Here is a 14,663-nt window from a genome sequence, read left to right on the forward strand (position 1 = left end):
AAGGAACTCGTCGGCGCCCGTACGCCGTGTCTGCTGGGTCAGGAGAATCTGCTGCCGACGGCGAGGAAGCGCGGCTGGCGCTACGACGCCAGCTCCCCCGGCGGCCTTCAGGTGTGGCCCACCAAGAAGCAGGGCCTGTGGGACTTTCCGCTCCAGGGCATGCCGTTCCCCGGCCACTCCTTCCAGGTCCTCTCGATGGACTACAACATCATGGCCAACCAGTCACAGAACTCCACCAAGGCCCCGCCGGCCAACTATCCGGGCTGGCGCAAGCAGGCCACGGAGGCGTACATCGCCGGTTTCCAGCGGGCCTATGAGACCAACCGTGCGCCCTTCTTCATCGGCAACCACTTCGAGCAGTGGAACGGCGGCATCTACATGGACGCCGTCGAGGAGGCGATCAAGCACATCGCCGACGAGAAGAACAAGGACGTCCGGCTGGTCTCCTTCCGGCAGCTGTGCGACTGGCTCGACGCCCAGGACCCGAAGGTCCTCGCCGGCCTTCGCGGACTCGGCGTCGGGCAGCAGTTCACCGGACGCGGCTGAGAGCAGGAACCGGTCACGCCACGGCCGTCCGAGGGGCGCGTGCGCAGGTTTCGGCGGTTCGCAGCCAGCCGGTGAGGTCGGCGCGGGCGCGGGCCACTCGGGAGCGCACGGTGCCGATCGGGCAGCCCACGACCGCCGCGGCGTCCGCGTAGGGCATGCCGACCAGCTGGGTGAGGACGAAGGCCTGGCGCCGCTCGCCGTCCAGGGCGTCGAGCAGTTCGCTCAGCGCCAGTCCGTCGTCGAATCCCGGTAGTCCGCTGGGCTGTCGGCGTTCCGCGACTGCCTGCCAGTCGTCGACGTCGGCGATACGGGGGCGGGCGGCGGCGGACCGGTAGCGGTCGATCACCACCCGGCGGGCGATGGACAGCAGCCAGGTGCGGGCGCAGGAGCGTCCGGCGAAGTGCGGCAGGCCGGTGAGAGCGCGCAGAAACGTCTCCTGGGCCAGGTCATCGGCGCTGTTCGGGTCGCCGCTCAAGTGCGCCACGAACCTCCAGACATCGCGGTGGGAGGCGCGTATGAAGCGTTCGACGGCGGTGGGATCGCCGTCGCGTGCGGACAGTGCCAGGCCGGTCAGCTGCTCGTCGTCCACGGCGGTCCGCTTGCCACGGGCCGGACCAACAAGGGCAGGAATCATCGCCACATGTCCTTCGGAGGGGGCGGGCCGTACCACGGCAGGGCACGGCTCGGGTCGGTGAGCGGCACTCCGGCTGCCCGTACGGAACGGACGAGGGTCGACGGGCGTACGTCTATGGGCAGGCCGGAGGGCCGCGGGGCCAAGGGCCGGCGTGGGGGACGGCAGCGCTCATCGAGGTAGGAGGGAGGCAGCCGCGCGGACACGCCGGTACTCCGCCCGCCACCGCTTCCATGCGCCTTGCAGAAAGGGGAGTGGGGATCCCGGACGGCGTCGGCAACACTGAGCCATGGGCTTGTTGGCAGCCACCATGGGCGTATCGCAGAACCCGGACGGTGCCGGGAGGTCCCAGGACGGGCGGTCAGCAGGAGACGGAAAGCCTCGGCGGGCCCCGGCGGGAGAGGACGTGGTGCAGGAGCACCCCGCGCAGGCGTACGACATGACCGGCGGCGGCCACCGGGCGAGCGGGCGGCGTCGGACCGGTCCGGCCCAGCGTCGTCAGGACCAGTCGCAGGGGCGCGAACAACACCGCGGCCACGCTGCGGGCGAGCCGGAACGCGGCCGTCTCACCGCGCCACAGCCACAGGCCGCACACCAGCGCGGCCAGCGCGTGGGCGAGGAACATACCGAGGGTTCCGGGGCTGGAGTGCGCCGGCGGCAACTGGCTCATGTCGCCGTGCGCGGCGGCCATTTCCCCCATGTGCGCGGCGAGGTCGGCGGGTACGGCAGCCATGCCCGCCATACCGTCCATTCCGCTCGTCCCCGGTGGGCCCGACTGCGCCAGGCCGAACAAGGAGTGCAGAGCGAGTTGCGCCATGACCGTGGAACCCGTGACGACGAAGCCGCCGCGTTCCCGGCCTGTCAGCCACCAGGCCGCCGAGCCCGTGGTGCCCAGTGCGGCAACGAGAGCCCACCAGGGCAGGGGCTGCGCGGACATCAGCGCGTGCCCCAGGGCCGTGGTCGTCACACACACCACCGCGAAGATCGCGGCGCGCACGGCGCGTGAAACCGACCCGGTAGTCATGTTGGACATCGTGCCAGCCGGTCCGCCCGCTGGGAGGGGGCACGGCTTCTCTGGCTCAGTTGTTGTCCAGATCTGCTAAAGCGCCTTGTGGGGAGGCCGGCTGAGTGGCAGGCCGCCCGAGAGGGGGACCGTCGTGGCACCGGGTGTCACGAGTGAGAGCCGGCGCCACGACGGGGGCGGGCCCTACTGCACGTCGACGTAGTCACCGGTCGCGGTGACGGCCGGGGTGGTCGAGGTGCCGGCGAAGTTCCAGCGCCAGTAGCCGTCCACGGACGCGGTGGCCGTGGTCTTCAACTCGCCGGTGCTGGAGGTGTTCACCGTCTTGACGGTGGTGTACGTGCTGGTGCCCGCCTTGCGGAACTGGAGCTTGACCGGCTGGGCGGTGTAGCCCGCGTAGACATCGGTGTCCCAGTTCGCCCGGGTGAGCTTGCCGGTGACCGTGAGGGTCTTGCCCTGGGCCATCGGCTCCGGGCCCGCGTTGACGGTCAGCTTGGAGTACCGCTGGAGGCGGGTGGTGGTAGCGGCGTCCCGCTGAGCGCGGCTGTCGTCGTTGGCCCACACCTCGACACCGACCTTCCACGACCCGGCGTCGGCGTTGGTGAGCCACCAGTCCGGCTCGAAGGTGAAGGTCTTCGAGCAGGTGGAGGTGGTCGCGCTGGAGGCGACGCAGTCCGCGGGGGTGGTGTCCTCGTTCGGCTTGATGTAGCCGGCGGGGTTGTCGGGGTCGGTGCCGCGCCACAGATGAAAGTCCGCGTCCCAGATGCCCGAGGGGTCGGTGGCGGTCACCGAGACCGTGACGGTCTTGTCGGCGAGGCCGATCGCAATGTCCTTGCCGCCGTTGACGGTGACTTGAGCGATCTGGATGTCGCCGACGGTCTCGTCCGCGTACGCGGCAGGGACGGTGGATCCGCCCAGCGCGGTGACAGCGGCGAGCACAGCGAAGATTGCGCGCTTGCGCATACATCTCCCCACAGTGTGAAGATGCCTGCCGGATAAAGGACACGGCAGGCGAAGGAGCGGCCAACTGTAAACAGTTGAACGTTCTGTCACAACGGCGGGTCGATCACAGCGATCGCAGCGATCGCGCCGAATCGACCTGATCCACCGAATCCACCGAATCCACCGGTTCCCGCAGGGCCACGTTCACGCCTGTGCCGCGGGGGCGATCTCGTCGATCAGTCCGCGGATCCGCTGCTCGATCTCGTCGCGGATGGGCCGTACGGCCTCGACGCCCTGTCCGGCGGGGTCGGTCAACTGCCAGTCGAGGTACCGCTTACCGGGGAAGACGGGGCAGCTGTCGCCGCAGCCCATCGTGATGACGACGTCGGATGCCTGCACGGCCTCGACGGTGAGCACCTTCGGCACCTCGGCCGAGACATCGATGCCCACCTCGGCCATGGCGGCGACGACGGACGGGTTCACGGTGTCGGCGGGGGCGGACCCGGCGGACCGCACCCGTACGCGGTTGCCGGCGAGGTGGGTGAGGAACGCGGCGGCCATCTGCGAGCGGCCGGCGTTGTGGACGCAGACGAACAGGACGGAGGGCAGGGCGGTGTCAGACACGGGCGGGGTCCTCCTCGGTCAGGGGCGCGGGGGTGGTGAAGAAGCGCCGGGCGTAGAGCGCGACGTAGACGAGGCCGATCAGTACGGGCACCTCGATGAGCGGGCCGACCACACCGGCGAGGGCCTGGCCGGAGGCGGCGCCGAACGTGGCGATGGCTACCGCGATGGCGAGTTCGAAGTTGTTGCCGGCAGCGGTGAAGGCGAGCGTCGTCGCACGCGGGTGGTCGAGTCCGACGGAGCGTCCGAGGGCCATGGAGCCGGCCCACATCAGGGCGAAGTACACGAGCAGCGGGAGCGCGATGCGGGCGACGTCCAGCGGCCGTGAGGTGATCGCGTTGCCTTGCAGCGCGAAGAGGATGACGATCGTGAACAGCAGCCCGTACAAGGCGAACGGGCCGATGCGCGGCAGCAGTCGGGACTCGTACCAGGTGCGCCCCTTGGCCTTCTCGCCGATCCGGCGGGTGAGGTAGCCGGCGGCGAGCGGGATACCGAGGAAGATCAGCACGCTTCGGGCGATCGCCCATACGGACACGTCGAGGCCGGACTGTTCAAGGCCGAGCCAGCCGGGCAGTACGGACAGGTAGAACCAGCCGAGGGCCGAGAACGCGATCACCTGGAACACCGAGTTCAGCGCGACCAGGACGGCGGCGGCCTCACGGTCCCCGCACGCCAGGTCGTTCCAGATGATGACCATGGCGATGCAGCGGGCCAGCCCCACGATGATCAGGCCCGTGCGGTACTCGGGCAGGTCCGGCACGAGCAGCCACGCCAGCGCGAACATCAGGGCAGGGCCGACGAGCCAGTTCAGCAGAAGGGAGGGCAGCAGCAGCCGGCGGTCGCGGGTGACGGTGCCGAGCCGGTCGTAGCGGACCTTGGCCAGGACCGGATACATCATCACGAGCAGGCCGAACGCGATCGGCAGGGACACCCCGGTGACGGTGACCTTGGCGAGGGTGTCGCCGAGGCCGGGCACCAGGCGCCCGAGGCCGAGGCCGAGCACCATCGCGACAAGAATCCACACGGCGAGGTAGCGGTCGAGGAACGACAGGCGGCCGGCGACCGCTTGCTCGGGTGCGGCGCTCACGAGCTCACCCCGGTGACCTCGGCGGGGGCGGGCAGCGGCGCGCCCGCGGGACGCGCGAGGATGCCCGCCAGGCGGTCGGTCATCTCCGGCAGCAGCCAGTAGTAGACCCAGGTGCCGCGCCGTTCGCAGTCGATCAGGCCGGCCTGCCGGAGCAGCTTGAGGTGATGCGAGATCGTCGGCTGCGACAGATCGAACGCGGGGGTCAGATCGCAGACGCAGACCTCCCCGCCGGCGCGCGAGGCGATCATCGACAGCAGACGGAGGCGCACCGGGTCACCCAGCGCCTTGAACACCTTCGCCAGCTCTACGGCCTGGTCCTCGGCGAGCGGGGCCGACAGCATTCCGGGGCAGCAGGCGCCGGCCTCGTCCGTCTGGCCCAGCACCACCAGCTCTTGTTTCGACATACTTCTATGTTGACGTTTTTCGATTCAAGGCGCAACCTTGTATCGATAGACATCAATGCAACACGAGGGGAGTCATGACATGTCCCGTGCACAGCTCGCCCTGCGCGTCAGTGATCTCGACGCATCGGTCACCTTCTACTCCAAGCTGTTCGGCACCGAACCGGCCAAGCGGCGAGCGGGCTACGCGAACTTCGCCCTCGCCGAGCCCCCGCTCAAGCTCGTGCTGATCGAGGGCCGGCCCGGCGAGGAGACCCGCCTCGACCACCTCGGCGTGGAAGTCGACTCCACGGACCAGGTGACGGCCGCGACAACCCGGCTCAAGGACGCGGGCCTCGCGACGTTCGAGGAGAACGACACCTCGTGCTGCTACGCCCTCCAGGACAAGGTGTGGGTACACGGCCCCGGCCAGGAGCCATGGGAGGTCTACGTCGTCAAGGCGGACGCGGACACACTGGGCAAGAGCGCCGGCCCGGACGCAGGCGTCAGCGGCACCGCCTGCTGCACGGGCGGCAACGGCACCTGCGGGTGCGACGAAGGCCCAGGTCGATGACCTGGGCCTCCGGCCGTGAGCAGGTGTCGCGGGCCTAGCTCCGGAGCTGGTCGCCGATCTCGCGGGAGAAGGACGCTATCCGGGTGTAGACGCCGGGCGTCGGTGTGGAGTCATTGCCGTTGGTCAGCCAGCTGACGATGCCGATCAGCTTTCCGCCGGCGACGAGCGGACCGCCGCTGTCGCCCTCCGCGTGGTGGGCGCCGGTGACGCTGTTGTTGGCGCAGGCGTGCATCGTGGGCTTGACGTCGCCCCAGGGGTTGAGCCGTTGGCACGTCTTGTCGGCCAGGACGCGCAGATTCGCCGAGCGCAGCACGTTCGCCATGTGGTCCTCGTTGTCCAGCATGCCCCAGCCGTAGACCCGTGCGCCGGTGCCCGGCCGGTACAGAGCGGTGTCCGCGGCGGTGGCCAGGGGCAGCGGGGTGTACTGCGGGGGCATGGGCCGGTCGAGGGTGAGGACGGCGACATCGTTCTCGAGGTGACGGCCGAACCGCGGGTGGATCCAGACCTTGGTGACCTTGCGCCACGCGCCCGTGTGGCGGCGCAGGTCGGTGCGGCCGGCGACGGCCCCCAGATCGGTGGGGGCTTCGTCGGCCACACAGTGGGCGGCGGTGACGACCTTCGTCGGGGTGACCAGGGTGCCGCCGCAGAACTGGCCCGAGCGCGGGTAGGTGTCGGTCTGCCGCCACAGGTTGAGGGCGACGGCCCACGGTGCGCGGGCCGTGCTCGTGTGCTGTCCGCCTATCACGGCATGGGCCTGCTGCACCGGGAGGACGGCGAAGCTGATGCCGAGGAACGCCATGAGGCTTCCCAGGACCAGCAGCCGCACCGGCACTTGACGTCGTGTCATGGGGATGGCTCCTTCTTCTCCGACTGCGCGACGGGGCGGCTACTCGGCCATCTGGCTCTGGAGCAGCGGGTAGTAGGAGGCGACCTTGACGGCGACGCCCGGGTAGAGCCGGCTGGTGCAGCTGCCGCCGCCGCTGATGACGCCGACGAGCCGTCCCTTGACCACGACCGGTCCTCCGCTGTCGCCCGAGCAGGCGCTCACACCGCCGGCCGGGTAGCCCACACACATCGTGTAGCGCTTGTCGTAGCGACGGCTGCCGTACGCCGTGATGCACTGCTCGTCGCCCCTGTTGGGGATCAGCGCGGTCTGTAGCGGCGGCACGCGCCGGTCGTCGCCGCGGCCCGTCGTGGAGCCCCATCCCAGGACCCGGCTGGGCGTGCCCTCTTCGTACAGCTTCGGCTGCGCCGGGGTGACGAGCGGCAGTGTCTTGTAGGGCATGGGGGCGTTGAGGGTGAGTACGGCTATGTCGTGGGCGTAGGTGGCGCGGCCCCCGTCCGTCACGGCCTTGGGGTGGATCCACGCCTTCACGACCTTGCGGACCGTGCCCTTACGGGTGTTCCGGAGATCTTCCCGTCCGCCGACCACGCGGAGGCTGTCGACGGTGGCCGGGTTCACGCAGTGGGAAGCGGTCAGTACTTTGCGCGGTGCGATGAGGGTGCCCCCGCAGTCCGGATCCTTCACGTTGTCCGACGTCAGCGCGACCGTCCAGGGGTACTTCTTGAGGTCCGCACGGTCTCCACCGACGACCGCTGCGGCGGGTGAGACGGCTGACAGCGCCAGCGCCGACCCGGCCAACACCGCACCCACCAGGGCTCCGCGGCGTGTGCTCGCTGCGTTCATTGCTCCTCCGTGGCGATCGAAACAATGTCGCCCATGGAGAGGCAGTGCAGCGCGCGGCGGTTGTCTGCGAGGTGCGGTGACTCTTACGGGGTGGCCGATGCACCGTGAGGGGGCCGCGGCCAGTCACAACAGAGCGGTAGGTACTGTCAGTTCAGGCCGGGACGAGCCGCCTGGTGCGGCGGCCCGTACGGCGGGCTTCAGCCGGCCTCGGCCGGTCTCAGTGGCCCGTCGGCACCACCGAGGAGTGGTGGTTGACGATCTGCCAGCGGCCGTCGCGGAGCTCGTAGACGAAGGTGTAGCGCGCGTCGACCTTGCTCTTGGTGCCGTCCTTGGCCGTCAGGGTGAACTGGTACAGGCCGGTGTCGATCGCCGCGGTGGGGCTCAGGATCTTGATGGACCGCCACTGGATCCGTCCCTGGGGCTTCTGCGGGAGGAACCCCTCGAAGTAGTCGACGATTTCGGCGTGCGTCGAACGTATCTGGTCGGACACCGTCGGCAGCAGGACGGCGTCGGGGGCGTAGAGGGCCGCGACCTTCTGGGCGTCCCCCGTGGCCAGCGCCGCGTTCCAGCGGTCGAAGAGAGCGGCGATCTGCTCCTGGGTGGGCGGGGCCACGGCCTGCTGCCGGACCGTGGCGTGCGTCGCCGTGACCGTGGACGCGGGCGCACCGATAGCGGTGGAGGCCGCCCCTGTGCCGGCCAGCAGAACGGTGCTGGTGGCAATGGCTATCCGGGTAGGGAGGCGGTACTTCATCAGTCCTCCGGAGTTGGACGGTACGTCCGGACCCCCGCTTTCCAGCATCGACCTCCACCGCGACCACGGCATGTCGGCAGGAGGCCAGATCCCATCGGAACGCACGGTCTTGGGAAACCTTTTACCCGGCGGGGCCACGCACGCCCGTCGGCCGAGGAGGGACAAGTCCGGAGCGGGGAGCGGGGGTTCGCGTCCTGCCGATCACACCGTCCGGCGCTGCTGCGGCCCTCCAGCCGGCGTTGCACCACCGCGTAGCCGGGCTGGTCGTCGCCCTCCGGGACCAGGGGGTACTGGACGACCGCGACCAGGCCCGGCTCGTGCTTCACCAGCAGATGGGGGCGTGATCGCGCGGGCCGCCCGGGCGAGGTCCGGTTCCAGGGCCCGGACGGCCTGGGCCAGGAGGTCGAGAGGGCGGCGCGCAGGGTTTCCGGGGCGTCGAGGAGCCGGTGGGCGAGCTCGGCGCGGGCGGTGGAGCGCACATCGAGCGGCCGGTCCCCGGCGGCGCTCAGCGGGAGCAGATACCGGGCCCGGTATGAGGCCCACAGCGGTGCCCAGCCCCTGATGCGCTGCCTCAGGCCGGGAGTGAGGGTGGAGGTGGGTGCGGGGTCCCGCGGCGATCCGTCCGGGCCGGGGGCGCCGGTGCCGGAGGTGTCGGTTTCGAGGCCGCGGGCCCAGCGCCCCGACCGGGAAGTGAGCCGGCGGTGGGGGCGCCCGAAGACGGCGCCCCCACCGCCCGTACCCCATCCCGGGATTACGGAGGACATGTCCGGAGTACTCCCGGCCACCGGCAAGGAATCTGCACGGAAGCGTCACAAGGTCTGCGCAGGCCCTTCGGCGGGCGCCGTTAGCGTGACTGGCCGCTCGACCCGCGTGCGAACGCGAACCGGTCTCCGGGCCCCTCGCGGCGCAGTCACCACAGGAAGATCGCAATGGACTACTGCTCGTCGTGCCGCCGGAACCTCAACGGGGCCCTCGTGTGTCCAGGATGCGGTGATTACGCCCCGGACATCGCCCCGCCTTCCCACCGCCGCGCGCCGGACGCCGCCGAGGCGGACTGGGAGGCCTGGCCGGCCACGGCAGCCCCCGGATCTCACCCCTTCGACGCCGCGCCGGCCGGGCTCGACGCCATATCCGACGCGGCACGGCCCGAGACCCCGGACGCCGATACCGCCGATGGCCTCGCAGGCGCCTCCCCCACCGGCCAGGGCCGGGCGGCGCGCCGCCGGCAGCTGGCGCGCTGGAAGAAGTACCGGCGCCGGGCGGCGGCCGCCACGGTCTTCGCGCTCGCCGGTGGCGCCCTGACCGTCGCCCTGCTGCCCGACAAGCCGTCCGCCGGCCACACCCAGGCCTCCTCGGGACCGGACCCGGAGCTCGCAGGTACGCCCCGGACCGCCCCCACCGAAGCGCCGTCGGAGCGGCCGGACTCCCGCGCGTCCCGGCACATCGACAGCCGCCCGTCCAGGGAGGCCGGACACCGGCACACCGCGGAGGCCACCTCCCCCGCCGCCACGACGGCCCGGCACCCGCGGTCCTCCGCCACCGGCCACCCCGCCGCACCCCCGAGCACCACGCCGCACACCGCTTCCGCACAGGGCAGGACCACGCACACCGCCCCCTCCGACACCACCGAAGCGGCACCGGAGACCAGCTCGCCGGCGCCTGCCGAACCGTCCGGCACCGACAACGACACCTCGTCGGCCGGCCGGGAGCAGCCGACGACACAGCCCACACCGTCGGCCGACCCGGCGGACCCGGCGTCGGTCTGCGTACTGGGCGTGGTGTGCGTCGGCTGACGCCCTGGCACATATGACGGCCCTTCAGGACCGCCGCGGTCGTCCCGCGCGGTCGCGGCCGGGCGGGCCCCCGGGTGTCAGGCCGGGTCGGGATCCTGCTCGTCCGGGGGGAGGGTTTCCCCGAGCGGGCGGTCCGGCGCGGTCCCGGTGTCGAGGAGGATCTGCTGGGCCTCGTCGACGTTGTCGGGGCTGACGGCTCTGGCCATCGCGGCCCGTGCGGCGTCGGGGGGCGCATGCGGCGGGATCACGAGGAGTGAGAAGTAGTCCTGCTCGCCGCGGGTGATCAGGACGGTGTCGTCGCTCACCGGGAACGAGTCGATGTGCACGACCTGGTCGTCGACGACCAGCCGGGTCGGCAGGGTGTCCCAGGCGTCGGCGTCCAGGCCGACGCGGGTGACCGGGCCGAGGTGCTCGGTCAGCGCGGTGATCAGGCAGGGCAGTTCGGCGCAGATGTCGCGGGAGCGCGGCCACCACGCGCCGTCGAAAATGCCCTCGCGGGCCGGTGCCAGCTCCAGCCTGAGATGCGCCGTGCCGACTCTCGCGAAGTGGTGCATCGCGCCGGGCGGCTCGGCGCCGGGCGGGGTGTCGGATTCGGCCATGGCGTGCCGCCCGTCTGCGGGGAGGCCGGTACGGTCGCCGGACGTCACCATGGCGCCGGCGGGCTGCGGAAGCCGACGGCCTCGTACTCACAGTACTCCGTGTACGGGCCACGGGGCGGGCGCCGGCCGCGGAGTACGGTGAAAGCGCCGGGGGCGCTGCGCGCACCGGCCCCGCGCCGCATGGCCGCGACCGGGCCGGCGCCGGCAGGAAGGGCGTGAGGACGTGGAGACCGTAGTCACCGTGGCCGCCATCCTGGTCCTGATCACCGTGGTCGCGCTCCTGATCAGCCTGCGCAACGGCCGGAGCTCGCAGTAGCCGGGCCCCCAATGACCCCGGTGACGAGGTCAGGGCCCGTAGCGGGTGCTCCGGCCGCGGTCGGGCGGGCGGCCGTGCAGGCGCGTTGTCAGAGGCGGAAGCCGGGCAGTTCGTCGACCGCCGGCGGGGCCGGGGCGGCCGCGCTGACGCAGGTGAAGCCCAGGCGGGTCAGGGCTCTGGTCATCTCACCCGCGGTGAAGTCCCGCCGGTCCTGCCGCGTGATCACCGCACCGACCTGCTTGACGGGGTAGGTACGGCGGCCGATGACGACACAGGGACCGATCGCGGGCTCCGGCGTCACACCCGTCATCAGGTGCTCCACCTCGCTCTTGACGAAGTCGAAGGGGAAGTGCGCGATAACACATCGCATGGCGTGCCTCAACAGGGTGGTAGGGGCTGGGGACGGTCAGGGACGGCGTCGGGGCCGGCCGGCTCCGCCCCGTCGGCGGCGCGAGGCCGTGCCACGCTTCGCGGGCTGCTGCGGGGCCGGGGCGGCGATGACGACAGGGACGCCCGACGGCGCCTGAGCACCGGTGATGCGGGTCAGTTCCGCTTCACCGGAGCGCACCTTGGTGGAGAGCGGGGTGATCCCGGCGTCGGCCATCAGGCGGTCCATCTCGCGGCGCTGGTGGGGCAGGACGAGGGTGACCACGCTGCCCGACTCGCCGGCCCGGGCGGTGCGTCCGCCGCGGTGCAGATAGTCCTTGTGATCGCTGGGCGGGTCGACGTTGACGACGAGATCGAGGTCGTCGACATGGATGCCACGGGCCGCCACATTGGTGGCGATCAGGGCCGTGACCTGGCCCTCCTTGAACTGGGCCAGGGTGCGGGTGCGCTGCGGCTGGGACTTTCCGCCGTGCAGCCCCGCGGCACGTACACCGCTCTTGAGCAGGTGCCGGGTGAGCTTGTCCACCGCGTGCTTGGTGTCCAGGAACATGATGACCCGGCCGTCACGGGCGGCGATCTCGGTCGTCGTGGCGGACTTGTCGGCGTCCCGTACGTGCAGCAGGTGGTGTTCCATCGTGGTCACCGCGCCCGCGGAGGGGTCGACCGAGTGCACGACCGGGTCGTGCAGATAGCGGCGGACCAGGGCGTCGACGTTGCGGTCGAGGGTGGCCGAGAACAGCAGCCGCTGACCGTCGGAGGGGATGTGGTCGAGCAGCGCGGTGATCTGCGGCATGAAGCCCATGTCGGTCATCTGGTCGGCCTCGTCCAGGACGGTGATGCCGACGCGGTCCAGCCGGCAGTCCCCGCGCTCGATGAGGTCGCGCAGCCGGCCGGGGGTGGCGACCACCACCTCGGCGCCGTCGCGCAGCGCACCGGCCTGCCGGCCTATCGACATCCCGCCGACCACCGTGGCCAGCCGCAGTTGCAGGGCACGGGCGTACGGGGTGAGCGCGTCCGTCACCTGCTGGGCGAGTTCCCGGGTGGGGACGAGCACGAGGGCCAGCGGACGACGGGAGTCCGCGCGCTGCCCCGCGGTGCGGGCGAGCAGGGCGAGGCCGAAGGCCAGGGTCTTGCCGGAGCCGGTGCGGCCCCGCCCCAGCACGTCCCGGCCGGCCAGCGAATTCGGCAGCGTCGCCGCCTGGATCGGGAACGGCACGGTCACGCCCTCGGCGCCGAGCGCCGCGAGCAGCGGCTGGGGCATGTCCAGCTCGGTGAAGTCGGCGACGGGCGGGAGCGACGGGGTCAGGCTGGCCGGCACGGTGTACTCGCCCTGGAGCGCACCGGAGCGGCCCTTCCGTCCGGCCGCGCCGCGGGAGGCCTTTGCGCGGTGGGACGTCTTCGGACGTCCGGATGTCTGTGCCGGGCCGGACGCCTTGGCGTGGCCGGCCGTCTTTGAGCGGTTCGAAGTCGTCGAACGGTCCGGGGCAGTGGAGCTGCCCTTGCCCGTACGGAAGTTGCGGCCGTTCGTTCGGGCTGCGCGGTTCATCCAGAACCTTCCTCTGAGCGACACGTACGAGGAATCCTCGGCCCACCGGACCACACAGAGAATCGCAAGGACGAATCGAATGACATAGTGAACAAGTCCGGCTGCGAGGGCGTTTCCTGGGGGTGTACGCCGAGAATTCGCGGGATTACCACCGCCGGCCGCAGTACGAACTCCGCGAGGCGATCCTCGAAACGGAACTCGAACGACGAGCGTGCGTGGCAGATGCGAACGGCGGAACTCCGGTAGCGGGATTCCGATGCCGCGGAGAGAAGAGGCGGGAATCGGAATCGCTGGGGCACGGTCGCTGTGCAGGGGGTCGCTGCGCAGCTGATCGCGGCGCAGGCGGCCGCTGGGAACGCGGTGGGCGGAGCGGGCCGGGAAAAGACCAGAGCTGGGGCCCGCACCCAAGGCGCGGGCCCCAGCTCTGCACGTTTCAGCTTCAGGCCGGAACGATGTTCTCCGCCTGCGGGCCCTTCTGGCCCTGCGTGACGTCGAACGTCACCTTCTGGCCCTCCTGGAGCTCGCGGAAGCCCTGGGTGGCGATGTTCGAGTAGTGGGCGAACACGTCAGCGCCGCCACCCTCCTGCTCGATGAAGCCGAAGCCCTTTTCCGCGTTGAACCACTTCACGGTGCCAGTAGCCATATCAATTCTCCTTCGGGGAATTCTTTGGACCCGCACTGTGCGAGCCTCGCGTCGCCGCGATGATTGCCCCATCCGGAGAAATTCCGGCCATACAAAGCGCTCCGGTCGCCTCGTAGACGACTGAAGCACTCGAGGATTTTGGGAACCACAACTGCAACTGATATCGACAGTAGCACGGCTCATACAGCACCGCACAGAGCTTTCCCAGCCGGTCGACCATGAAGCCGGAAACGCCGTTGGCCCATCCGAAATTTCTCCGGCCGCGGGATGAGATATTCAACGCCAGCCGTCGCCATTCCGCACCGCATCCGTCCGGGCCGTACCCGTACGCTCTGCGGCGCGCCGCGCGGGCCCGCCCGCGCCGTCAACAGGATCCGGCGCCACGAAATCTACGACGGCCGTAATAGACATTCTCGACCGCCAGCGGATAGGGTCCGCGCGCGGCGCGAAATTCGCCCAGCCGGGCGGACCTTCGATGCCCGGACGAAGGGTGCGTATGGCTCTGGAAGGCCGACCGAACACCGCCGACAACCTCGACGACGACCACTACCCCGCCTACACCATGGGGCGGGCCGCGGAGATGATCGGCACCACCCCCGCCTTTCTGCGGGCGCTCGGCGAGGCCGAGCTCATCACCCCGTTGCGTTCCGGCGGCGGCCACCGCCGCTACTCACGCGCCCAGCTGCGGATCGCGGCCCGCGCCCGCGAACTCGTCGACCAGGGCACCCCGGTCGAGGCCGCCTGCCGCATCATCAGCCTCGAGGACCAGCTCGATGCGGCCCTACGGACCAACGAGGAACTACGCCGGCACCCCGAGAGCGGACCGGACCGCCCGGGCAACTCCTCCTGACCCTTCCCGGCATCCCTTGCACAGCGCTGCCACGGGACCGCACCCACGGGCGGCGGCTGGAGCTGATCCGGCTGCACCACCAGACGTGCGCTGGTCGATGTGGGTCCGCTGCGCGCACCTCAACTGTCTTCCGGCGCCTGTGGATCGGGCAGAGCTGTTCGCGGTTCGGCAGTCAACTGACGCTCGTCGCCGTGCTGTTCCAGGTCTGGCAGATGACCGGCAGCGCCGAGTGGACCGGTGCCGTGGGCCTGGCCCGGGCCCTGCCGCCCCTCGCCTTCGGGCTGTTCGC

General features: G+C 70.8%; 17 protein-coding genes. 4 read left to right on the plus strand and 13 right to left on the minus strand.

Features of this window, described 5'->3' with window-relative positions:
• The coding region (locus ACZ55A_RS35710; protein ID WP_468849082.1) for a polysaccharide deacetylase family protein at window positions 1-546 on the plus strand (546 nt) is incomplete at its 5' end.
• A gap of 13 nt (window positions 547-559) precedes the next feature.
• Here ACZ55A_RS35710 and ACZ55A_RS35715 read toward each other — a convergent pair.
• The 6 genes from ACZ55A_RS35715 to ACZ55A_RS35740 form a co-directional block, all read right to left on the minus strand.
• Window positions 560-1,180, minus strand: a complete 621-nt coding sequence (locus ACZ55A_RS35715) for a sigma-70 family RNA polymerase sigma factor (RefSeq protein ID WP_468849083.1) — start codon at window positions 1,178-1,180, stop codon at window positions 560-562.
• Between the two features lie 358 nt (window positions 1,181-1,538).
• Complete coding sequence (locus ACZ55A_RS35720) at window positions 1,539-2,201, minus strand: hypothetical protein (RefSeq protein ID WP_468849084.1); 663 nt, start codon at window positions 2,199-2,201, stop codon at window positions 1,539-1,541.
• 183 nt (window positions 2,202-2,384) lie between these two features.
• Complete coding sequence (locus ACZ55A_RS35725; RefSeq protein ID WP_468849085.1) at window positions 2,385-3,161, minus strand: calcium-binding protein; 777 nt, start codon at window positions 3,159-3,161, stop codon at window positions 2,385-2,387.
• A gap of 183 nt (window positions 3,162-3,344) precedes the next feature.
• Window positions 3,345-3,764 carry an arsenate reductase ArsC gene (locus tag ACZ55A_RS35730; RefSeq protein WP_468849087.1) on the minus strand — a complete coding sequence of 140 codons (420 nt, stop codon included), beginning with the start codon at window positions 3,762-3,764 and terminating at the stop codon, window positions 3,345-3,347.
• Window positions 3,757-4,848 (minus strand): ACR3 family arsenite efflux transporter, encoded by a 1,092-nt coding sequence (gene arsB, locus ACZ55A_RS35735; protein WP_468849089.1) that lies wholly within the window; start codon window positions 4,846-4,848, stop codon window positions 3,757-3,759. The genes ACZ55A_RS35730 and arsB overlap by 8 nt, the downstream gene beginning before the upstream one ends.
• A complete protein-coding gene (locus tag ACZ55A_RS35740) occupies window positions 4,845-5,252 on the minus strand; it encodes an ArsR/SmtB family transcription factor (protein WP_468849090.1) in 408 nt (135 codons plus the stop codon). The genes arsB and ACZ55A_RS35740 overlap by 4 nt, the downstream gene beginning before the upstream one ends.
• A gap of 79 nt (window positions 5,253-5,331) precedes the next feature.
• Between ACZ55A_RS35740 and ACZ55A_RS35745 the strand changes: the two genes are divergently transcribed.
• Window positions 5,332-5,802 carry an ArsI/CadI family heavy metal resistance metalloenzyme gene (locus ACZ55A_RS35745; RefSeq protein ID WP_468849091.1) on the plus strand — a complete coding sequence of 157 codons (471 nt, stop codon included), beginning with the start codon at window positions 5,332-5,334 and terminating at the stop codon, window positions 5,800-5,802.
• A 34-nt stretch (window positions 5,803-5,836) separates the two neighbouring features.
• Here ACZ55A_RS35745 and ACZ55A_RS35750 read toward each other — a convergent pair whose 3' ends face one another.
• The 3 genes from ACZ55A_RS35750 to ACZ55A_RS35760 form a co-directional block, all read right to left on the minus strand.
• Window positions 5,837-6,649, minus strand: coding sequence for a S1 family peptidase (locus tag ACZ55A_RS35750; RefSeq protein ID WP_468849093.1), 813 nt, complete (start codon window positions 6,647-6,649; stop codon window positions 5,837-5,839).
• A 39-nt stretch (window positions 6,650-6,688) separates the two neighbouring features.
• The gene (locus ACZ55A_RS35755) at window positions 6,689-7,489 is read right to left on the minus strand and encodes a S1 family peptidase (protein WP_468849094.1); all 801 of its coding nucleotides are present in this window, start codon (window positions 7,487-7,489) and stop codon (window positions 6,689-6,691) included.
• Between the two features lie 217 nt (window positions 7,490-7,706).
• Entirely contained in the window at window positions 7,707-8,240 is a 534-nt protein-coding gene (locus ACZ55A_RS35760; protein WP_468849095.1) for an SgcJ/EcaC family oxidoreductase, read from the minus strand.
• A gap of 929 nt (window positions 8,241-9,169) precedes the next feature.
• Here ACZ55A_RS35760 and ACZ55A_RS35765 point away from each other — a divergent pair.
• A complete protein-coding gene (locus tag ACZ55A_RS35765; RefSeq protein ID WP_468849096.1) occupies window positions 9,170-10,033 on the plus strand; it encodes an SCO2400 family protein in 864 nt (287 codons plus the stop codon).
• Window positions 10,034-10,110: 77 nt separating this feature from the next.
• Here the strand turns inward: ACZ55A_RS35765 and ACZ55A_RS35770 are convergent, their stop codons facing one another.
• From ACZ55A_RS35770 to ACZ55A_RS35785, 4 genes are all read right to left on the minus strand, one after another.
• A complete protein-coding gene (locus tag ACZ55A_RS35770) occupies window positions 10,111-10,632 on the minus strand; it encodes a DUF5994 family protein (protein WP_468849097.1) in 522 nt (173 codons plus the stop codon).
• A gap of 404 nt (window positions 10,633-11,036) precedes the next feature.
• The gene (locus ACZ55A_RS35775) at window positions 11,037-11,318 is read right to left on the minus strand and encodes an SCO5918 family protein (protein WP_468849098.1); all 282 of its coding nucleotides are present in this window, start codon (window positions 11,316-11,318) and stop codon (window positions 11,037-11,039) included.
• Between the two features lie 36 nt (window positions 11,319-11,354).
• Entirely contained in the window at window positions 11,355-12,881 is a 1,527-nt protein-coding gene (locus tag ACZ55A_RS35780) for a DEAD/DEAH box helicase (protein WP_468849099.1), read from the minus strand.
• A gap of 439 nt (window positions 12,882-13,320) precedes the next feature.
• Entirely contained in the window at window positions 13,321-13,524 is a 204-nt protein-coding gene (locus tag ACZ55A_RS35785; RefSeq protein ID WP_030788646.1) for a cold-shock protein, read from the minus strand.
• A gap of 496 nt (window positions 13,525-14,020) precedes the next feature.
• On the opposite strand from ACZ55A_RS35785, the gene ACZ55A_RS35790 reads away from it, so the two are divergent.
• Window positions 14,021-14,374: a helix-turn-helix domain-containing protein gene (locus ACZ55A_RS35790; protein WP_468849101.1), complete on the plus strand. Its 354-nt coding sequence runs from the start codon at window positions 14,021-14,023 to the stop codon at window positions 14,372-14,374.
• Window positions 14,375-14,663 lie beyond the last annotated feature (289 nt).

It is taken from the genome of Streptomyces sp. NPDC034111 (assembly GCF_055575375.1).